This window comes from Rhizobium sp. GN54, from assembly GCF_021026345.1.
In the GTDB taxonomy this organism is placed as follows: Bacteria; Pseudomonadota; Alphaproteobacteria; order Rhizobiales; family Rhizobiaceae; genus Mycoplana.
Genome location: NZ_JAJNCZ010000002.1, coordinates 376,950 through 391,848 on the forward strand (window position 1 = coordinate 376,950; position 14,899 = coordinate 391,848).

Here is a 14,899-nt window from a genome sequence, read left to right on the forward strand (position 1 = left end):
ATCAGGCGTCCTTTCCGCTCGCAGCCTCGCGGGCCGCCGCGGCCTCGGCGGTGACGCGCAGCCAGGAGGATGTCTCGCGCAGCGACTGGTTCACCGGCTTCTGCACGTTCATGATGGCATTTCCCTTCGCCATGTTCTGCGATCCCTTCCAGGCCTGCACCCAGACGCAGGGCATGTCCGGCTCGACCTCGCAATTGCCGTTGGCCCGCACGCCGCCGCAGGGGCCGTTGCGCAACTGCTTGGGACAGTTCATCGGGCACGACATGCCGGTCGACGACAGAACGCACTGGCCGCACATGCGACAGTCGAACAAAAAGCCCTTCACATGGCGCTCGACGAAGGTGACCGGGCGCTCGACGCGCTGGTAGCCGAACAGCCGCCAGAGCGGATCGAGCAGCAGGAAGGCTGCGGCGAAGCGATTGTAGAACCACTCGAAGAAGCGCGAATGGCGAACCGCCCAGAGCCGGACCGTATATTTGTGCCGGGAACGGCGGTTCGGCGAGACCCCGGCCGGCGTATAGGCGCCGGTGGCGGCCTTCTGCGCGGGCGCGGCGTTGCCGGGCTTGGGGTCAGCCATCGTCGCGGCCCCCGGCCTTGACCAGCGCCACCAGCCGTTCGCGATCGTAGGCCGCCTCGAGCTCGGCTGCCGCCTTGTCGGCCTCGGCCTCCAGTTCGTCGGAAACCGGCACCGGATCAGCCTTGCGCCATTCGGCGAGGTAGTCGTCGGTCTCGGCGGCGCCGGTGCGCATGGCGCACATGTCGATCGCCTCGGTGAAGCGCAGCGACAGCTCGCGCTTGGCCGTCCTGCGACCCTGCTTGATGATGACCTGGGCGGGGATGTCGCGCCAATAGACGATGATGCGGTCTGCCATGGTGAAGGTACTCCTCGGTTTCGACAATGCTTGCTGCAAAGCCCGCTGGCTGCGCTCGCCACGACCGGGCATCGCTCAAAAACGACGTGGGATTCGCGCGGGCCTGCTCTGTTTGCGCATGGGCAAGGACGGCGGGCAGGCGTACTGGCAGGGACTTTGGCCGGGGCTTCGGCCCGGGATCACCAGATCCCGCGCGTCATCCCGGTCCACAGCCAGCTCCAGAGCGTCGGGTGATACCATTGGCGGGACGGCGCCTGCGTCGCCTCCACTGGCCGCAGCGCGCCGGCAAGCGCGTCGGTCACGGCGCGGACGGCGATATCGGTGCCGGCTGCGGTCAGGAGCAGCGGATAGGTGTGCAGCGTGTCCTTGCGGGTGGGCGTCACGCGGACCTGGCCGATCACGCCGCCGGTATCGACGCCTGCATCGACCAGGTGGACGGTCGCGCCGAAATTCGCCTCGTCGCCCATCACCCGCGCCCAGTAACCGCCCTGCTGGCCGCGATACTGCGGATTGATGCCGGCGTGGAAATTGAGCACCGGGCAGGAGATCGCCGCAAGGGTCGAAGGCTTCAGCATCCGGCAGCTGACGAGGAAGAGGACGGCCGGTTTCAGCTCGTCGAGCGCGCGAGGGAACGCCTCGCTGTTGGCGCTGTCGACGGAGAGGCGGCGCAGCGCCGGGTCGGGGCGGGGATCGGCGCCGTATTCGCGGACGATCGCCGCGGCGCGACGGCGGGCGAGCGGCTTGCCGAATTTCGAGGCCGCCATCGTCGCCATCTGGCCGAATGCGGTGGCCCAGCCGAGACGGCGCGCCTTCAGGCGCAGCATGTCCTTCTTCGATTCCGGCTTCTCTTCGATGACGACGAGTTCGGGGACGTGGCGTTTCAGCGCATTGATGAGGATTTCAGGGTTCGGCCCGCCCTGGGTGAGGACGACGACCGGTCCCGTCGCGCTGGCTTGCGTTCTGGCCGGCGTCCTGTCCGTCGCTCCGGCCTGTCCATCGATGTCCGTCATGCCTGCCCCGCCGTCCCACGTCGCCCCGCCGCCGACCGGCGGGATCCTGCCGTGCGGACCATAGCGTCAGGACCTTTTGAATTCGTGCACGCTGTGCGCACAGGATTTCACCTTTCACAAGCTGTGAAGGCGGTTGTCAGGTGTCGGTGGAGGAATTCCCGAGCCCGGTCAGGGCCGGAGAGAGGTCGCCGTAGCCGGTGAAGCGGTACTCGTATGCGAGGCCGAGAAAGTCGGCCGCCTGCCGCGCCTTCTCCTGCAGGGCCTCGTCCTCGACCTGCGAGAGATAGACGAGCTTGCGGTAGTTGCCGAAGTACATCGGCAACAGTTGCGGATGGCGGTCGAGGCCGAGCGGCTCGACGACGAAGGCCTCGAACTGGCGGGCGAGGAAATCGGTGAGGAAGAAGGAGGTGACGTCGTCGTCGTTGCGCGCAAACGCCTCGTTGCCGGCGAAGAAGGAGTAACAGTGCGGGCCTTCGATGCGCCGGACGCCTTCCCGCGCGCAGAGCGCATCGAGCAGCCCGCCGGTGCCGCAGTCGGCATAGCCGACGAAGATCCGCTCGATGCCTTCCGCGCGGGCCTCCGCGATCGCCTGCTCGACGCCCGGGGTGATCTTCTCCGGATAGGCGTGCCAGATGGCGGGCAGACATTGCAGGTCGATATGATCGAGGCGGTTGGCCTTGCAGATGGCGATCACCTCGCGCGCAATGGCGCCGCAGGCGATCACGCGAACTTTTTCGTCGCTCGCGCGTTGAAGCGGGGAATTGTCGTCCCATACTTCATTTGTGTTCGCATCCATCGAGAGGAACTCCGACCATGACCATCAAGACCCTGTCCAAGATCAGCCTCGTACTCGCAGCGCTCGCGTCGCTTTCCGCATGCGGCAATACCATCCGCGGGATCGGCCAGGACACGGCCAACACCGTCAACGCCACGGAGGCTGCGGGCAGGGATGTCGCCCGGGCAGCCCAGTAACCATCGGCATATGAGATCGAGGCGGCGCCTGCGCAAGCGGGCGCCGCCTTTTCCTGTCCGCGTTCGGCTCAGGCGCCGGCCATCATGTTGTGCTTGCGCTTCATGAAGTCCTTGGCCGTCTCCACGGCCACGGCCGCATCGCGGCAGTAGGCGTCGGCGCCGACGGCCTTGCCGAATTCCTCGTTCAGTGGCGCGCCGCCGACGAGGACGACGTAGTCGTCGCGCAGGCCCTTTTCCTTCAGCGTGTCGATCACGACCTTCATGTAGGGCATGGTCGTCGTCAACAGCGCTGACATGCCGAGGATGTCCGGCTGCTCGCGCTCGATCGCTTCGAGGTAGTTCTCGACCGGGTTGTTGATGCCGAGGTCGACGACGTCGAAGCCCGCACCCTCCATCATCATGCCGACGAGGTTCTTGCCGATATCGTGGATGTCGCCCTTGACGGTGCCGATCACCATCTTGCCGAGCTTCGGCGCGCCGGTCTCGGCGAGCAGCGGGCGGAGGATGAACATGCCGGCCTTCATGGCGTTGGCGGAGAGAAGCACTTCGGGGACGAAGAGGATGCCGTCGCGGAAATCGATGCCGACGATGCGCATGCCCTCGACCAGCGCCTGGGTCAGGATGTCGTAGGGCGTCCAGCCGCGTTCGAGGAGAATGTTGGTTCCTTCCTCGATCTCTTCCTTCAGGCCGTCGTAGAGATCGTCGTGCATCTGCTGCACGAGCTCTTCGTCGGAGAGGTCGGCGAGAATGATTTCGTCGTCTGCCATGAGTGTCTCCTCGTCTCCAGTGGCACGGCAGGCACGGGCCGGGCAGTCCAGTGTTAGCGATGTTGCCGTTAAAATCCGATTTCGAAAGCGACGTCGCGCAGAGCAAAAAGCGACGGCGCGAACAGGATCATGGTAACGGCTGAAGACCGGCATTGACAGGGCAAATCAAAGGGGCGACTGGATGCCCGGGCGGTGTCTCCCCTGCGCCAGCCGTTGGCGCATTTCGACCCGTCCCGAGTCGATCGCTTGGTAGCATATGAGCATCAGGCGACGGAGCGCCGTTCAAAACTTGAGGAAATACGGACATGAGTTTGACGACAGAGCAGCCGGAAGGTGAAGGCGGCGGTCGCCGCGCACGCGGCGAAGGACGCGGAGCAGCGGCCCGCCGCGCATCGCGCTCCGGCGGTGGCCCCGGCCCGTCCTTGCCCTACATCACCCGCAAGATCCGCGAGTACGAGGTGCTGGACGAGGAAGGCCTGCAACTGATCGAACGCAATGCCGACACGGTGCTGGAAGAGATCGGCATCGAGTTCCGCGACGACGCCGAGGCGCTCGCGCTGTGGAAGGATGCCGGCTGCGAGATCCGGGGCGAGCGGGTGCATTTCCCCAAGGGCCTCTGCCGCGAACTCCTGAAGACGGCTCCGAAGACCTTTACCTGGCACGCCCGCAATCCGGTGCGCAGCGCCGAGATCGGCGGCAAGGCGACCGTCTTCGCCCCCGTCTACGGCCCTCCCTTCGTGCGCGACCTCGAGGGCAACCGCCGCTATGCAACGATCGAGGACTTCCGCAACTTCGTGAAGCTCGCCTACATGGCGCCGTCCATGCATTCGTCGGGCGGCACGGTCTGCGAGCCGGTCGACATCCCGGTGAACAAGCGTCACCTCGACATGGTCTACAGCCACATCAAATATTCCGACAAGCCGTTCATGGGCTCGGTGACCGCGCCCGAACGCGCCGAGGACACGATCGCCATGGCGAAGCTCGTCTTCGGCGAGGACTTCGTCGAGAAGAATACGGTGACGCTGAACCTGATCAACGCCAACTCGCCGATGGTCTTCGACGAGACCATGGTGGGTGCGCTGAAGGTCTATGCGCGCCACAACCAGGCCTCGGTCGTCTCGCCCTTCATCCTGTCCGGCGCGATGAGCCCGGTGACGGTCGCGGGCACGCTGACGCAGATTCTCGCCGAGGTGCTGGCAGGGGCCGCCTTCACGCAGCTGATCCGGGCCGGCTCGCCGGTGCTGTTCGGCACGTTCGCCGCCTCGATCTCGATGCAGTCGGGCGCGCCCACCTTCGGTACGCCGGAGCCGTCGCTGGTCTCCTATGGTGCGGCCCAGCTCGCCCGCCGTCTCGGACTGCCGTTCCGTACCGGCGGTTCGCTCTGCGGCTCCAAGGTTCCGGATGCGCAGGCGGCACACGAGAGCGCCAACACGCTGAACATGACGCTGCTCGCCGGCACCAATTTCGTGCTGCATGCGGCCGGCTGGCTGGAGGGCGGCCTGGTGTCGTCCTATGAGAAGTTCATGATCGACCAGGACCAGCTCGGCATGATGCAGAAGATGGCCGAGGGCATCGATCTCTCCGCCGATGCGCAGGCGCTCGACGCGATCCGCGAGGTCGGTCCCGGCAGCCACTATCTCGGCTGCGCACATACGCAGGCGAACTTCCAGACCGCGTTCTACCGCTCGCCGCTTGCCGACAACAACTCGTTCGAGCAGTGGGAGATCGAGGGCAGCAAGCGCATCGAGCAGCGCGCCAACGCGCTCTGCCGCACCTGGCTGGAAAACTACGAGGCACCCTATCTCGATCCGGCGATCGACGAGGCGTTGCTGGAATACATGGCCAAGCGCAAGGATTCGATGCCCGACGCCTTCACCTGAAAGGCTCCCGAACGCGCCAGGGAGCAAGGCGGAGCATCGGCGGTGGCGGACATGATCCAGAAGGAGGTCTGGCGACCGCACTACGAACTGCAGGGGCCGAAGCCGAAATGACGGCGGGACGCCCCACCAGCACAACGATCCGTGCGGCTTTCGAGCCGCACGGTCTTTTTTTGCGCGGCGTCGTGAATTTTGCCGAACCTGACGCGGCGCCGATCCTGCCGGACGGCCGCTGGGCGGCGAGCGTCGCGCTGATCGGCAATGTCGGAAGCTCGATCTGGCCGCATTTCCGCGCCTGGCAGGACGAGGCACCGGATCGGGGCGGCCGCGATCCGCTCGATGCGTGGTCGAAGGCGGTGGTCGGGCCGCTTGCCGCCGGATGGGGAGCTGCAGCCTATTATCCCTCCGACCCGCCCTGGCAGCCGTTCCAGCAATGGGCGATGCGGGCAGAGGGCCTGCGGGCCTCGCCGCTCGGCATCCTGATCCATCCGGTCTACGGGCTCTGGCACGGCTATCGCGCCGCGCTCGGCTTTGCTCATGCGCTCCATGCCGAAGCCGAGGCCGGGCCGGGGCCGCATCCGTGCGATACCTGCCGCGACCGGCCCTGCCTTAGCCCCTGTCCCGCCGGGGCTGTGACGGCTGCGGGCTTCGACGTTCCGGCCTGCCGCGGCCATGTGCGGACCAACGCCGGCCGGGACGGCTGCATGACGGCCGGTTGCCTCGCCCGCGCCGCCTGTCCCATCGGCGAGGGGTATCGCTACTGCGACGATCAACTGCGCTTCCACATGGCGGCGCTTGGGCTGTGATTTGCGACAGAGGCGCGCCGATGCGAGGCTATTTGTCGATTCGATCCCGGAGTTCGATAACTATGAAGCGTCTGTTCGGCCTCGCGCTCGCCGCCTCGTCGCTCGTCGCAGGCTCGGCTTCGGCCGCCTGCGAGGAGGTCCTCCATCTTGCCGACAGCTACATCGTCTGCCGCTTCGATCCGGCGCGTGAGACGATCCGCGTCTATGGGGCGGCAGAGGGTGCGAAGGAGCCGCTGACCTACTGGGCGGTGCGCGACATCCTGCGCGAGGACCGGGAGTTTCTGGTCTTCGGGATGAACGGCGGGATGTATCACCCCGGCTATTCGCCGGTCGGGCTGCTCGTCGAATACGGGCGCGAGCGCCATCCGCTGAACCGTGAGGCGGGCGAGGGGAACTTCTTTCTCAAGCCGAACGGGGTGTTCTTCGTCGGCAAGGGTACGGCGGCGGTGATGGAGACGGAGGCCTTTGCGCGGGCACGGCCGGAGGTGCAGTTCGCCACGCAGTCGGGACCGATGCTGGTCGAGGACGGCCGCATCCACCCGCGCTTCCTGCCGGATAGCGACAGCCTCTACGTGCGCAACGGTGTCGGCATCCTGCCGGACGGACGCGTGGCGTTTGCGATCTCGCGCGGGGCCGTGCGCTTCCACGACTTCGCCACGCTCTTTCGCGATGCGCTGGGCTGCCGGGACGCCCTCTTTCTCGACGGCAGCATTTCCAGCCTCTATGCGCCCGAGGTCCGGCGCAACGACCGGTTCTCGCGCATGGGCACGGTGATCGCCGTGACGGGCGGGCTGCCCTATTGATGCGGATTCCGGGCCCGGGAGGCTCGGGTGCCGGACGCTCAGGCCTTGGGATAGGCCCTTTCGAGGCCGCCCGAGCGGGTCAGGCCGATGCGGAAGGCCTGGTGGGCGGCGTGCTGGCTCGAGCGCGCGGCCTCCATCAGCCGCACCTGCAGTCGTGCGGGGGCCGTATTGCCGAGCCATTCGCCGAGCTTTTCCAGCTTCAGCGAGTTCAGGAACCGCCCCTCGGCTGCCCTGGCGAGATGGAGATCGAGCCCTGCCAGCAGGTTTTCGTCCTGCTGCGGATTTTCCATGAGCAGGACGAGGAACGACTGGTCGGCCTCACCGAGCGCGGAAATCTTCTCTGCGATCGTGTCCCGGTCGGGAAAGGCGGCTGCGTTCATCGGCTCGGTCTCCAGCGAATCTCTGTGGGTATCCCGGATAGTGGAGGGCGAGGGGGCGTGCAAGTTGTGCTGTATGGCGGGCGATGCTCGGCCTGGCTTCAACGGCCCCTCATCCGCCTGCCGGCACCTTCTCCCCGTGAACGGGGAGAAGGGCGGTCGCCGGCGATGCTCAGCCCCTGCCGCGGCGGCCGCGTTCGCGGGCGGGGGCCGCGGCGCTTTCGCTGGCGGTCTTGTTGCGAAGCGGGCCGATGACGTCGACGATCGTCTCCAGCGTCGGGCGCTGGCGCGGCTCGTGGGCGTCGAGCGCCTGGCGCATGGCGGCGAGGTGCTCGCAGGAGGTGCCGCAGCAGCCGCCGATGATGCGGGCGCCGGCGTCGCGGGCGAGCCTTGCATATTCCGCCATCAGCGGCGGCGTACCGGAATAGTGGATTTCGGCGCCGCGATATTCCGGGATGCCGCAATTGCCCTTGACGACGACGGTCGCGGACGGATCGGCGCCGGTCATGTCGAGCAGCGAGGAGAGGATGTCGGAGGCGCCGACGCCGCAATTGGCGCCGACGGCGAGCGGGCCCGTGCCGATGTCGCCGGCAACGCCGTGGATGTCCTTCGGATGCAGGCCCATCATCGTCTTGCCGGCGGTGTCGAACGAACCGGTATAGACGAAGGGCAGGCCGACCTTGACGGCGGCCTCGGCGGCGGCGCGGATTTCTTCGGGCGAGGACATGGTCTCGATCCAGGCGACATCGGCGCCGCCGGCCTTCAGGCCCTCGATCTGCTCGGCGAAGGCTGCGACGGCATCCTCGTAGGTCAGCCCGCCGAGCGGTACCAGCAATTCGCCGGTCGGGCCGACGGAGCCTGCGACGATCACCTTGCGCGGTGCCTTCCCGGCGACGGCGCGGGCGATCTCGGCGGCCTTCTTGTTGAGGTCGAAGACGCGATCCTGCGCATGGTGCAGCTTGAGGCGGTGACGCGTGCCGCCGAAGGTGTTGGTCAGGATGATGTCGGCACCAGCATCGACGAAATCCTGATGCAGCTTCGTGATGTTCTCGGGCTTCGCCTCGTTCCAGAGCTCCGGCGCCTCGCCGGCCTCCAGGCCCATGGCGAACAGCGAGGTGCCGGTGGCACCGTCGGCGAGCAGGAAGGGCTTTTCGGCGAGCAGCGTTGCGAGCGCGTTGTTTTCGGTCGTCATCGGTTCAACTTTCCCGTCCGTCCCCGGACCGGCGGGCGGTCGAAGGCACATTGTCATGTCGGCGTGAGGCTATGCTTGCATCCGGATATAAAGATTTCTTTATGTCCGCGCAAGCAATGAAGGCGGCGATGGGGTGCATCCCGCAGGAAAGAGGCGGGCCGCAGGCTGGTGTAACGGCGCGTGCTCTCCGATCATCTCTCCGACAAGGGAGGGAAGCCCCGCCGCTCCCGTCTGCCCCCCTACGCTGACGCGTGATCCGGCGGCTACCGGAGGCAGGCGAGATCTTCCAGCGCCCCGCAAGCCCATGCCTTGATACGTCCTCTGCGGGCGTTCAGGCCGCCTGCGGCGTCTCGCCGTGGCCGGTGGGCGTCACCATGGCCGCGATGATCGTGTCGAGGGCGAGCGTGCCGGCGGGCCGGCCGGCCTCGTCGACCACGTGGGCGACGGACTGGTCTGCCGTGGTCATCGCGCGGGCCGCGGCTTCCAGCACGGTGCCCATCGCGATCGGCATGCCTTGCGGATTGCCGGCGAGCGGCTTCATGATCGTCTCGACATTGATGACGCGGCCGCGGTTCACTTCCTTGACGAAGGCGGTGATGTAGTCGTCGGCCGGATTCAGCACGATCTCCTGGCCGGTGCCCTGCTGGACGACGCGGCCGTCGCGCAGGATGGCGATCTTGTCGCCGAGCCTGAGCGCCTCGTCGAGGTCGTGGGTGATGAAGACGACGGTCTTCTTCAGTTCCTTCTGCAGGTCGAGCAGGACTGTCTGCATATCGACGCGGATCAGCGGGTCGAGCGCCGAATAGGCCTCGTCCATCAACAGGATCTCGGCGTCGTTGGTCAGCGCGCGGGCGAGGCCGACACGCTGCTGCATGCCGCCGGAAAGCTGGTTCGGGTAGTGGTTCTCGAAACCGGAAAGGCCGACGCGGTCGATCCAGTAGCGGGCGCGCTTCTCGCTTTCGGCAGCGGGAATGCCCTGGATCTCCAGCCCGTAGACGGTGTTTTCGACGACCGTGCGGTGCGGCAGGAGCGCGAACTTCTGGAACACCATCGCCGTCTTGTGGCGGCGGAATTCGCGCAGGTCGCGCTCGTTCATCCGACAGACGTCGACGCCGTCGTAGAGCACCTCGCCGGAGGTCGGCTCGATCAGCCGGTTGATGTGGCGGATCAGGGTCGACTTGCCCGAGCCCGACAGGCCCATGACCACCATGACGCCGCCGGCCGGCATGGCGATGTTGATGTCCTGCAGGCCGAGCACGTGGCCGTACTGTGCATTCAGGTCGGTCTTCGACAGGCCGGACTTGACCTGGTCGATGTAATCCGCGCCGCGCGGGCCGAAGATCTTGTACAGGTTTCTGACTTCGATGGCGTGACTAGCCATGGATTACCTCCGAATGCTTCTGCAGGCGCTTGCCAAAGGCCTGGCTGGTACGGTCGAAAATGATGGCGATCGCGACGAGTGCGAAGCCGTTGAGGAAGCCGACGGTGAAGAACTGGTTGTTGATGGCGCCGAGCACGTTCTTGCCGAGCCCGCCGACGCCCACCATCGAGGCGACGACGACCATGGCCAGCGACATCATGATCGTCTGGTTGATGCCGGCCATGATGGTCGGCAGTGCGAGCGGGATCTGGACATTCTTCAGCTTCTGCCAGCCCGAGGAACCGAAGGCGTCGGCCGCTTCCAGCACCTCCTTGTCGACCAGGCGGATGCCGAGATTGGTGAGCCGGATCATCGGCGGGACGGCGTAGATGACGACGGCGATCATGCCCGGCACCTTGCCGATGCCGAAGATCATGACGACGGGGATGAGGTAGACGAAGCTCGGCATCGTCTGCATGACGTCGAGGACGGGATTGACGGTGGCCTGCACCCGGTCGAAGCGCGCCATCAGGATGCCGATCGGGATTCCGAGCAGGACCGCGAAGATCGTGCAGACGGTGGTCATCGCCAGCGTCACCATCGCGTCGTTCCAGAGGCCGAACAGGCCGATGAAGTACATGGCGAGCGCGGTGCCGATCGTGACCTTCACGCTGCGGCTGCCGAGGTAGACGATCACCAGCATCACGATCAGGATGATCGGCCAGGGCGAGGTGACGAACAGGCGCTCCAGAAAGTTCAGGAACACCTGCAGCGGTTGCACGGCGGTGTCGATGAGGTCGCTGTAGGAGCGCACGAAGGCCTTGAAGCCGTCGTCGATCGTCTTGCGTCCCGCACGGATCGTCGAGTCGCTGAGCGCGGGAAACTTGCAAAGCATCGCCGGCAAGTAGTCGCACAGTGCCATATCAATCCCCTTGTTCCGCCGGTTGCGCTTCCCGTTGATCGCACCAGGGCACAACCTTCCTCGGGATTGTTCTTGTGCTTATGCGCACCGGCTTTTCGTTATCCTTGTCTTTTTCACACGAAGCGGCGCATCGGCCTGTGCTGTTTGCGACCTTGCTTTTTCTCCGGTCGCAATTGCGGGCAGCATCCGCACAGCCGGTCTTCCACCTGCAGCGACGAAAAAGGGCCGCCGGCATTCGCCGTCGGCCCTCCGTCAGTGAGCGGGTCAGAGGGACGCCTTGACCTTCTCGGCGACCTCCGGGGAAACCCATTTGGTCCACATCTCGGGGTAGGTCTCCAGGAAATACTTGGCGGCGTCCTCGTTCGTGCCCTGGTTGTCGCCCATCCAGGCGAGAACCTTGCCGACCGTCTGGTTGTCCCACTGGCGCGTCTTCATGTAGTCCATGGTGACGCCGGCCTTGTCGGCGAAGGCCTTGGTCACGACGGTGTAGACGTCGGAGACCGGATAGGCGTTGACCTTAGGGCTCGGGCAGTCGGGGATCGCGGTGCAGGCGTCCCATTCCTTCTTGTCGTGTTCGACGCCGAAGGAGAGCTTGGTCATCTCGTATTTGCCGAGAATGGCCGTGGGCGCCCAGTAGTAGCCGAGCCAGCCGGTCTTCTTCTCGAAGGCGTTGGCGATCGAGCCGTCGAGGCCGGCGGCCGAGCCGGTGTCGACGAGGTCGAAGCCGGCATCCTTGGCGTTCAGCGCGTTATAGAGGTTGGCGGTGGACACCTGGCAGTTCCAGCCGGACGGGCAATTATGCACCGCGGCCTTGGACGGGTCCTCGGGAGCCGGGAAGAGTTCGGGATGCTTGAGCGCGTCCTGCACCGACTTGATGTCGGGGTGGGCGTCGGCGAGGAACTTCGGGATCCACCAGCCCTCGACGCCGCCTTCCGACAGCAGCGGTGCGGCCTGGATCAGGCGGCCTTCGGCGATTGCCGCGTCGAGCGAGGTGCGGACCGAATTGACCCAGAACTCGGGGGCGACGTCGGGTTCGCCCTTCTCGTTCATGGAGGTGAAGGTGGGCATGGTGTCGCCTGTGACGAGCGTCACCGTGCAGCCGTAGCCGTTTTCGAGGATGATCTTGTCGACATAGGCGGCGACGCCGGCAGAAGCCCAGTTCATCTCGGCGATCGATACGCTGCCGCAATCGGCAGCCTGCGCCGTACCTGCGCCGGCATAGAGGCCGGCGGCGAGGACGGTTGAAGCGAGCAGCTTCTTCATGATCTTCTTATCTCCCAGTCTGAAGGCAGCAATTCATCCGGGGCGTGTCAGGGCACTGCAACACCTGGCTGCCCGATCGATTACGTTCGGCAGGCAGAGGCGAAGAACCGCGTCAGGCAAGTCGATCCCCTGCGTGCAGCGACACTGGTTCTTGATGGCCGGCGGCGGAACCTGTCGCCGCGAGAGCCCTATTTCGTCGCTGGAGGCAGCGTAAGGATTCCGACAAGGAAATCAACCGCCGAGGCGGGATGGAGGGCCGTTCGTGGCCTGCCGCGACCCATGCGGATGCCGCAATTGCGGCAGAACTGCGGCCGATGATTGAGCTTTTGCCCACGGCTGGGCATCGTTGATATTCCTGCGGTCGCAAGCGGATATGCCGGTCGCCGGATCGGGGCGAGAGCTGTCCTGAATACGGCGCAGACAGATTTCATAAAAATTTCTTCGCCGGAGCGCCAAAAGCGCGCAAATTGCGTCTTGTCAGGCTCACGATAACGATCCGGTAACGATGTCAGGCTATCAATCGGCGTGCGGCAGGCATTGTTCCTGCCGGTCCCCGGGATCAGGTAGTGCGTACCGGGGTCGATCTTCCGCCGGTGCGTTCATCCGGTGTCGTCCGCGTTTCGGACCGGCCGTGGAGCGTCCGCTGGGCGATCCGCGGCCTTTTCGCGTTGCTGCAGTCCCATCTTCGTCCAGGCAAAGAAAAACGCCCCCGCTTGCGCAAAGGGGCGCCGGTCATTTGTACTGTCAGCAGCCCGTCGGGGCGGCCTCAGCCGACGTTGCGCGTCCGCACGATGCTGAGCGGGCCGAGGGGCGCATCGGCGACGAGGTTGCGCACGCGCGACTGGCGCTCGGGAGCCTTGCCGTTCCAGGCGATCTGAACGAAATTGGGCTTGCTGAAGATGAACAGCATGGTCTTTGTCCTTGGGGTTTCCGGCAGCGGTATTTTCCGCTGCTCCGATAGCTGCGATATAGGCCCGGACGGAAACGGAATCGCGATCGCCGCCGCCATCGGATGTCGCAAACGGGATATGCATATTAGCACTTTCGTCGCAGGGCGCCGGGCCGCCGCCCGATTGCGTCGGCATCGCGGCGCTTTCAGGGCTTTGCGGTGCTCCGGCGCGATGCTAGGGAAGGGGCATGACGCGAAAAATCATGCTGCAGGGAACCGGCTCCGATGTCGGAAAAACGGTACTGGTCGCAGGGCTCTGCCGGATCGCCTCCAATCGTGGACTGAAGGTGCGGCCGTTCAAGCCGCAGAACATGTCGAACAACGCGGCCGTTTCCGATGACGGCGGCGAGATCGGGCGGGCGCAGTGGCTGCAGGCGATGGCGGCGCGCACGCCTTCGTCGGTGCACATGAATCCGGTGCTGCTGAAGCCGCAATCCGACACCGGCAGCCAGATCATCGTGCAGGGCCGGGTGTTCGGCCAGGCGAAGGGGCGCGACTACCAGGTGCTCAAGCCACGGTTGATGGACGCGGTGATGGAGAGCTTCGAAAGCGTCTGCGCCGGCGCCGATCTCGTCGTCGTCGAAGGGGCCGGTTCGCCGGCCGAGATCAACCTGCGCGCCGGCGACATCGCCAACATGGGCTTTGCCACGCGGGCGAACGTTCCGGTCGTGCTCGTCGGCGATATCGACCGCGGCGGGGTGATCGCGTCGCTGGTCGGCACGAAGGCGATCCTGCCGCCGGAAGACCGGGCGATGGTATCGGGCTACCTGATCAACAAGTTTCGCGGCGACGTCACCCTGTTCGACGACGGGATTGCGGCGATCGGGCAGCATACCGGCTGGCCCTGTCTCGGCGTCGTGCCCTGGCTGAAACACGCCCGGCAACTGCCGCCGGAAGATTCGGTGGTGCTGGAACGGCTGGCTTCCGGCCGGCCCGGAGCACTGAAAGTGGCGGTGCCGGTACTGCCGCGCATCGCCAATTTCGACGATCTCGATCCGCTGGCGCAGGAGCCGGACGTCGAGCTCGTCTTCGTCCGCCCCGGCGAGCGGCTGCCGGCCGATGCCGGCCTCGTCATCCTGCCGGGCTCGAAGGCCACCATCGCCGACCTGAAGGATTTCCGCGCGCAGGGGTGGGACCATGATCTCGCCCTGCATCACCGGCGCGGCGGACGCATCATCGGCATCTGCGGCGGCTACCAGATGCTCGGCCGGTCCGTGCGCGACCCGCTCGGCATCGAGGGTGGCGAGCGCGCGGTCGACGGCCTCGGCCTGCTCGACGTCGAGACCGAGATGGCGCCGGAGAAGACGGTGCGCAACAGCCGCGCGCGGTCGCTCAGCTACGACGTGCCGCTGGAAGGCTACGAGATCCATCTCGGCAGGACCACCGGCCCCGACTGCGCTCGTCCACCCATTATGATCGACGGCAGGGCGGACGGGGCGACCTCGGCGGACGGCCGGGTGTTCGGCACATACCTGCACGGCTTCATGGCGAGCGACGCCTTCCGAAGCCGGTTGCTTGCGGAGTTCGGGATCGCCGGCGGCGGCTTCGACTACCGGGGTGCGGTGGACGCGGCACTCGACGGCGTGGCCGCCGAACTCGAAGCGGTGCTGGATCACGCGTGGCTTTCGCGGCTGATGGAAAGTGATCGGATCACCCCGATTAATCGGGGCGGCTGAGACGTTTTCCGGGCGGATGGCGAAGCCGTTTCGTCATCTTCATCGGTTAAGGT

The 14,899-nt window shown here is 65.9% G+C and carries 16 protein-coding genes; 5 read left to right on the forward strand and 11 right to left on the reverse strand.

The features are described 5' to 3' along the window. Position 1: 1 nt before the first annotated feature. The 4 genes from LQK81_RS07790 to LQK81_RS07805 form a co-directional block, all read right to left on the reverse strand. Positions 2–577: a methylenetetrahydrofolate reductase C-terminal domain-containing protein gene (locus tag LQK81_RS07790; protein ID WP_230805056.1), complete on the reverse strand. Its 576-nt coding sequence runs from the start codon at positions 575–577 to the stop codon at positions 2–4. After that, entirely contained in the window at positions 570–872 is a 303-nt protein-coding gene (locus tag LQK81_RS07795; protein WP_230805057.1) for a virulence factor, read from the reverse strand. The genes LQK81_RS07790 and LQK81_RS07795 overlap by 8 nt, the downstream gene beginning before the upstream one ends. A gap of 179 nt (positions 873–1,051) precedes the next feature. Next, positions 1,052–1,882, reverse strand: a complete 831-nt coding sequence (locus LQK81_RS07800; RefSeq protein ID WP_230805059.1) for a formyl transferase — start codon at positions 1,880–1,882, stop codon at positions 1,052–1,054. 136 nt (positions 1,883–2,018) lie between these two features. Beyond that, positions 2,019–2,678, reverse strand: coding sequence for a DUF1638 domain-containing protein (locus LQK81_RS07805; protein WP_230805061.1), 660 nt, complete (start codon positions 2,676–2,678; stop codon positions 2,019–2,021). Positions 2,679–2,695: 17 nt separating this feature from the next. Between LQK81_RS07805 and LQK81_RS07810 the strand changes: the two genes are divergently transcribed. Then, positions 2,696–2,854: an entericidin gene (locus tag LQK81_RS07810; protein WP_183798228.1), complete on the forward strand. Its 159-nt coding sequence runs from the start codon at positions 2,696–2,698 to the stop codon at positions 2,852–2,854. Between the two features lie 68 nt (positions 2,855–2,922). Here LQK81_RS07810 and LQK81_RS07815 read toward each other — a convergent pair whose 3' ends face one another. Continuing rightward, the gene (locus LQK81_RS07815) at positions 2,923–3,621 is read right to left on the reverse strand and encodes a corrinoid protein (RefSeq protein ID WP_230805063.1); all 699 of its coding nucleotides are present in this window, start codon (positions 3,619–3,621) and stop codon (positions 2,923–2,925) included. A gap of 305 nt (positions 3,622–3,926) precedes the next feature. Between LQK81_RS07815 and LQK81_RS07820 the strand changes: the two genes are divergently transcribed. The 3 genes from LQK81_RS07820 (at position 3,927) to LQK81_RS07830 (ending at position 7,107) form a co-directional block, all read left to right on the forward strand. Then, a complete protein-coding gene (locus LQK81_RS07820; protein WP_230805065.1) occupies positions 3,927–5,501 on the forward strand; it encodes a trimethylamine methyltransferase family protein in 1,575 nt (524 codons plus the stop codon). A 107-nt stretch (positions 5,502–5,608) separates the two neighbouring features. After that, positions 5,609–6,304, forward strand: a complete 696-nt coding sequence (locus LQK81_RS07825) for a ferredoxin (protein ID WP_230805067.1) — start codon at positions 5,609–5,611, stop codon at positions 6,302–6,304. A gap of 62 nt (positions 6,305–6,366) precedes the next feature. Beyond that, positions 6,367–7,107 carry a phosphodiester glycosidase family protein gene (locus LQK81_RS07830; protein WP_230805069.1) on the forward strand — a complete coding sequence of 247 codons (741 nt, stop codon included), beginning with the start codon at positions 6,367–6,369 and terminating at the stop codon, positions 7,105–7,107. A 38-nt stretch (positions 7,108–7,145) separates the two neighbouring features. On the opposite strand, the gene LQK81_RS07835 is transcribed toward LQK81_RS07830, so the two are convergent. The 6 genes from LQK81_RS07835 to LQK81_RS07860 all read right to left on the reverse strand — a co-directional run bounded on the left by LQK81_RS07835 (position 7,146) and on the right by LQK81_RS07860 (position 13,131). Next, a complete protein-coding gene (locus LQK81_RS07835) occupies positions 7,146–7,487 on the reverse strand; it encodes a hypothetical protein (protein WP_230805071.1) in 342 nt (113 codons plus the stop codon). Positions 7,488–7,656: 169 nt separating this feature from the next. Beyond that, positions 7,657–8,676, reverse strand: coding sequence for a betaine--homocysteine S-methyltransferase (gene bmt / locus LQK81_RS07840; RefSeq protein ID WP_230805073.1), 1,020 nt, complete (start codon positions 8,674–8,676; stop codon positions 7,657–7,659). 331 nt (positions 8,677–9,007) lie between these two features. Then, positions 9,008–10,057, reverse strand: a complete 1,050-nt coding sequence (locus LQK81_RS07845) for a quaternary amine ABC transporter ATP-binding protein (RefSeq protein WP_230805075.1) — start codon at positions 10,055–10,057, stop codon at positions 9,008–9,010. After that, entirely contained in the window at positions 10,050–10,958 is a 909-nt protein-coding gene (locus tag LQK81_RS07850) for an ABC transporter permease (RefSeq protein WP_230805077.1), read from the reverse strand. The genes LQK81_RS07845 and LQK81_RS07850 overlap by 8 nt, the downstream gene beginning before the upstream one ends. 264 nt (positions 10,959–11,222) lie before the next feature. Further along, the gene (locus tag LQK81_RS07855; RefSeq protein ID WP_230805079.1) at positions 11,223–12,221 is read right to left on the reverse strand and encodes an ABC transporter substrate-binding protein; all 999 of its coding nucleotides are present in this window, start codon (positions 12,219–12,221) and stop codon (positions 11,223–11,225) included. Positions 12,222–12,987: 766 nt separating this feature from the next. Next, positions 12,988–13,131 carry a hypothetical protein gene (locus LQK81_RS07860; protein WP_230805081.1) on the reverse strand — a complete coding sequence of 48 codons (144 nt, stop codon included), beginning with the start codon at positions 13,129–13,131 and terminating at the stop codon, positions 12,988–12,990. Positions 13,132–13,358: 227 nt separating this feature from the next. Between LQK81_RS07860 and LQK81_RS07865 the strand changes: the two genes are divergently transcribed. Further along, entirely contained in the window at positions 13,359–14,846 is a 1,488-nt protein-coding gene (locus tag LQK81_RS07865) for a cobyric acid synthase (RefSeq protein WP_230805083.1), read from the forward strand. Positions 14,847–14,899 lie beyond the last annotated feature (53 nt).

What these genes read in the sequence shown, in the direction of transcription:
- LQK81_RS07790 (WP_230805056.1), bottom strand. Translation starts at nt 577, where the DNA reads ATGGCTGACCCCAAGCCCGGCAACGCCGCGCCCGCGCAGAAGGCCGCC.
- LQK81_RS07795 (WP_230805057.1), bottom strand. Translation starts at nt 872, where the DNA reads ATGGCAGACCGCATCATCGTCTATTGGCGCGACATCCCCGCCCAGGTC.
- LQK81_RS07800 (WP_230805059.1), bottom strand. Translation starts at nt 1,882, where the DNA reads ATGACGGACATCGATGGACAGGCCGGAGCGACGGACAGGACGCCGGCC.
- LQK81_RS07805 (WP_230805061.1), bottom strand. Translation starts at nt 2,678, where the DNA reads ATGGATGCGAACACAAATGAAGTATGGGACGACAATTCCCCGCTTCAA.
- LQK81_RS07810 (WP_183798228.1), top strand. Translation starts at nt 2,696, where the DNA reads ATGACCATCAAGACCCTGTCCAAGATCAGCCTCGTACTCGCAGCGCTC.
- LQK81_RS07815 (WP_230805063.1), bottom strand. Translation starts at nt 3,621, where the DNA reads ATGGCAGACGACGAAATCATTCTCGCCGACCTCTCCGACGAAGAGCTC.
- LQK81_RS07820 (WP_230805065.1), top strand. Translation starts at nt 3,927, where the DNA reads ATGAGTTTGACGACAGAGCAGCCGGAAGGTGAAGGCGGCGGTCGCCGC.
- LQK81_RS07825 (WP_230805067.1), top strand. Translation starts at nt 5,609, where the DNA reads ATGACGGCGGGACGCCCCACCAGCACAACGATCCGTGCGGCTTTCGAG.
- LQK81_RS07830 (WP_230805069.1), top strand. Translation starts at nt 6,367, where the DNA reads ATGAAGCGTCTGTTCGGCCTCGCGCTCGCCGCCTCGTCGCTCGTCGCA.
- LQK81_RS07835 (WP_230805071.1), bottom strand. Translation starts at nt 7,487, where the DNA reads ATGAACGCAGCCGCCTTTCCCGACCGGGACACGATCGCAGAGAAGATT.
- bmt (WP_230805073.1), bottom strand. Translation starts at nt 8,676, where the DNA reads ATGACGACCGAAAACAACGCGCTCGCAACGCTGCTCGCCGAAAAGCCC.
- LQK81_RS07845 (WP_230805075.1), bottom strand. Translation starts at nt 10,057, where the DNA reads ATGGCTAGTCACGCCATCGAAGTCAGAAACCTGTACAAGATCTTCGGC.
- LQK81_RS07850 (WP_230805077.1), bottom strand. Translation starts at nt 10,958, where the DNA reads ATGGCACTGTGCGACTACTTGCCGGCGATGCTTTGCAAGTTTCCCGCG.
- LQK81_RS07855 (WP_230805079.1), bottom strand. Translation starts at nt 12,221, where the DNA reads ATGAAGAAGCTGCTCGCTTCAACCGTCCTCGCCGCCGGCCTCTATGCC.
- LQK81_RS07860 (WP_230805081.1), bottom strand. Translation starts at nt 13,131, where the DNA reads ATGCTGTTCATCTTCAGCAAGCCCAATTTCGTTCAGATCGCCTGGAAC.
- LQK81_RS07865 (WP_230805083.1), top strand. Translation starts at nt 13,359, where the DNA reads ATGACGCGAAAAATCATGCTGCAGGGAACCGGCTCCGATGTCGGAAAA.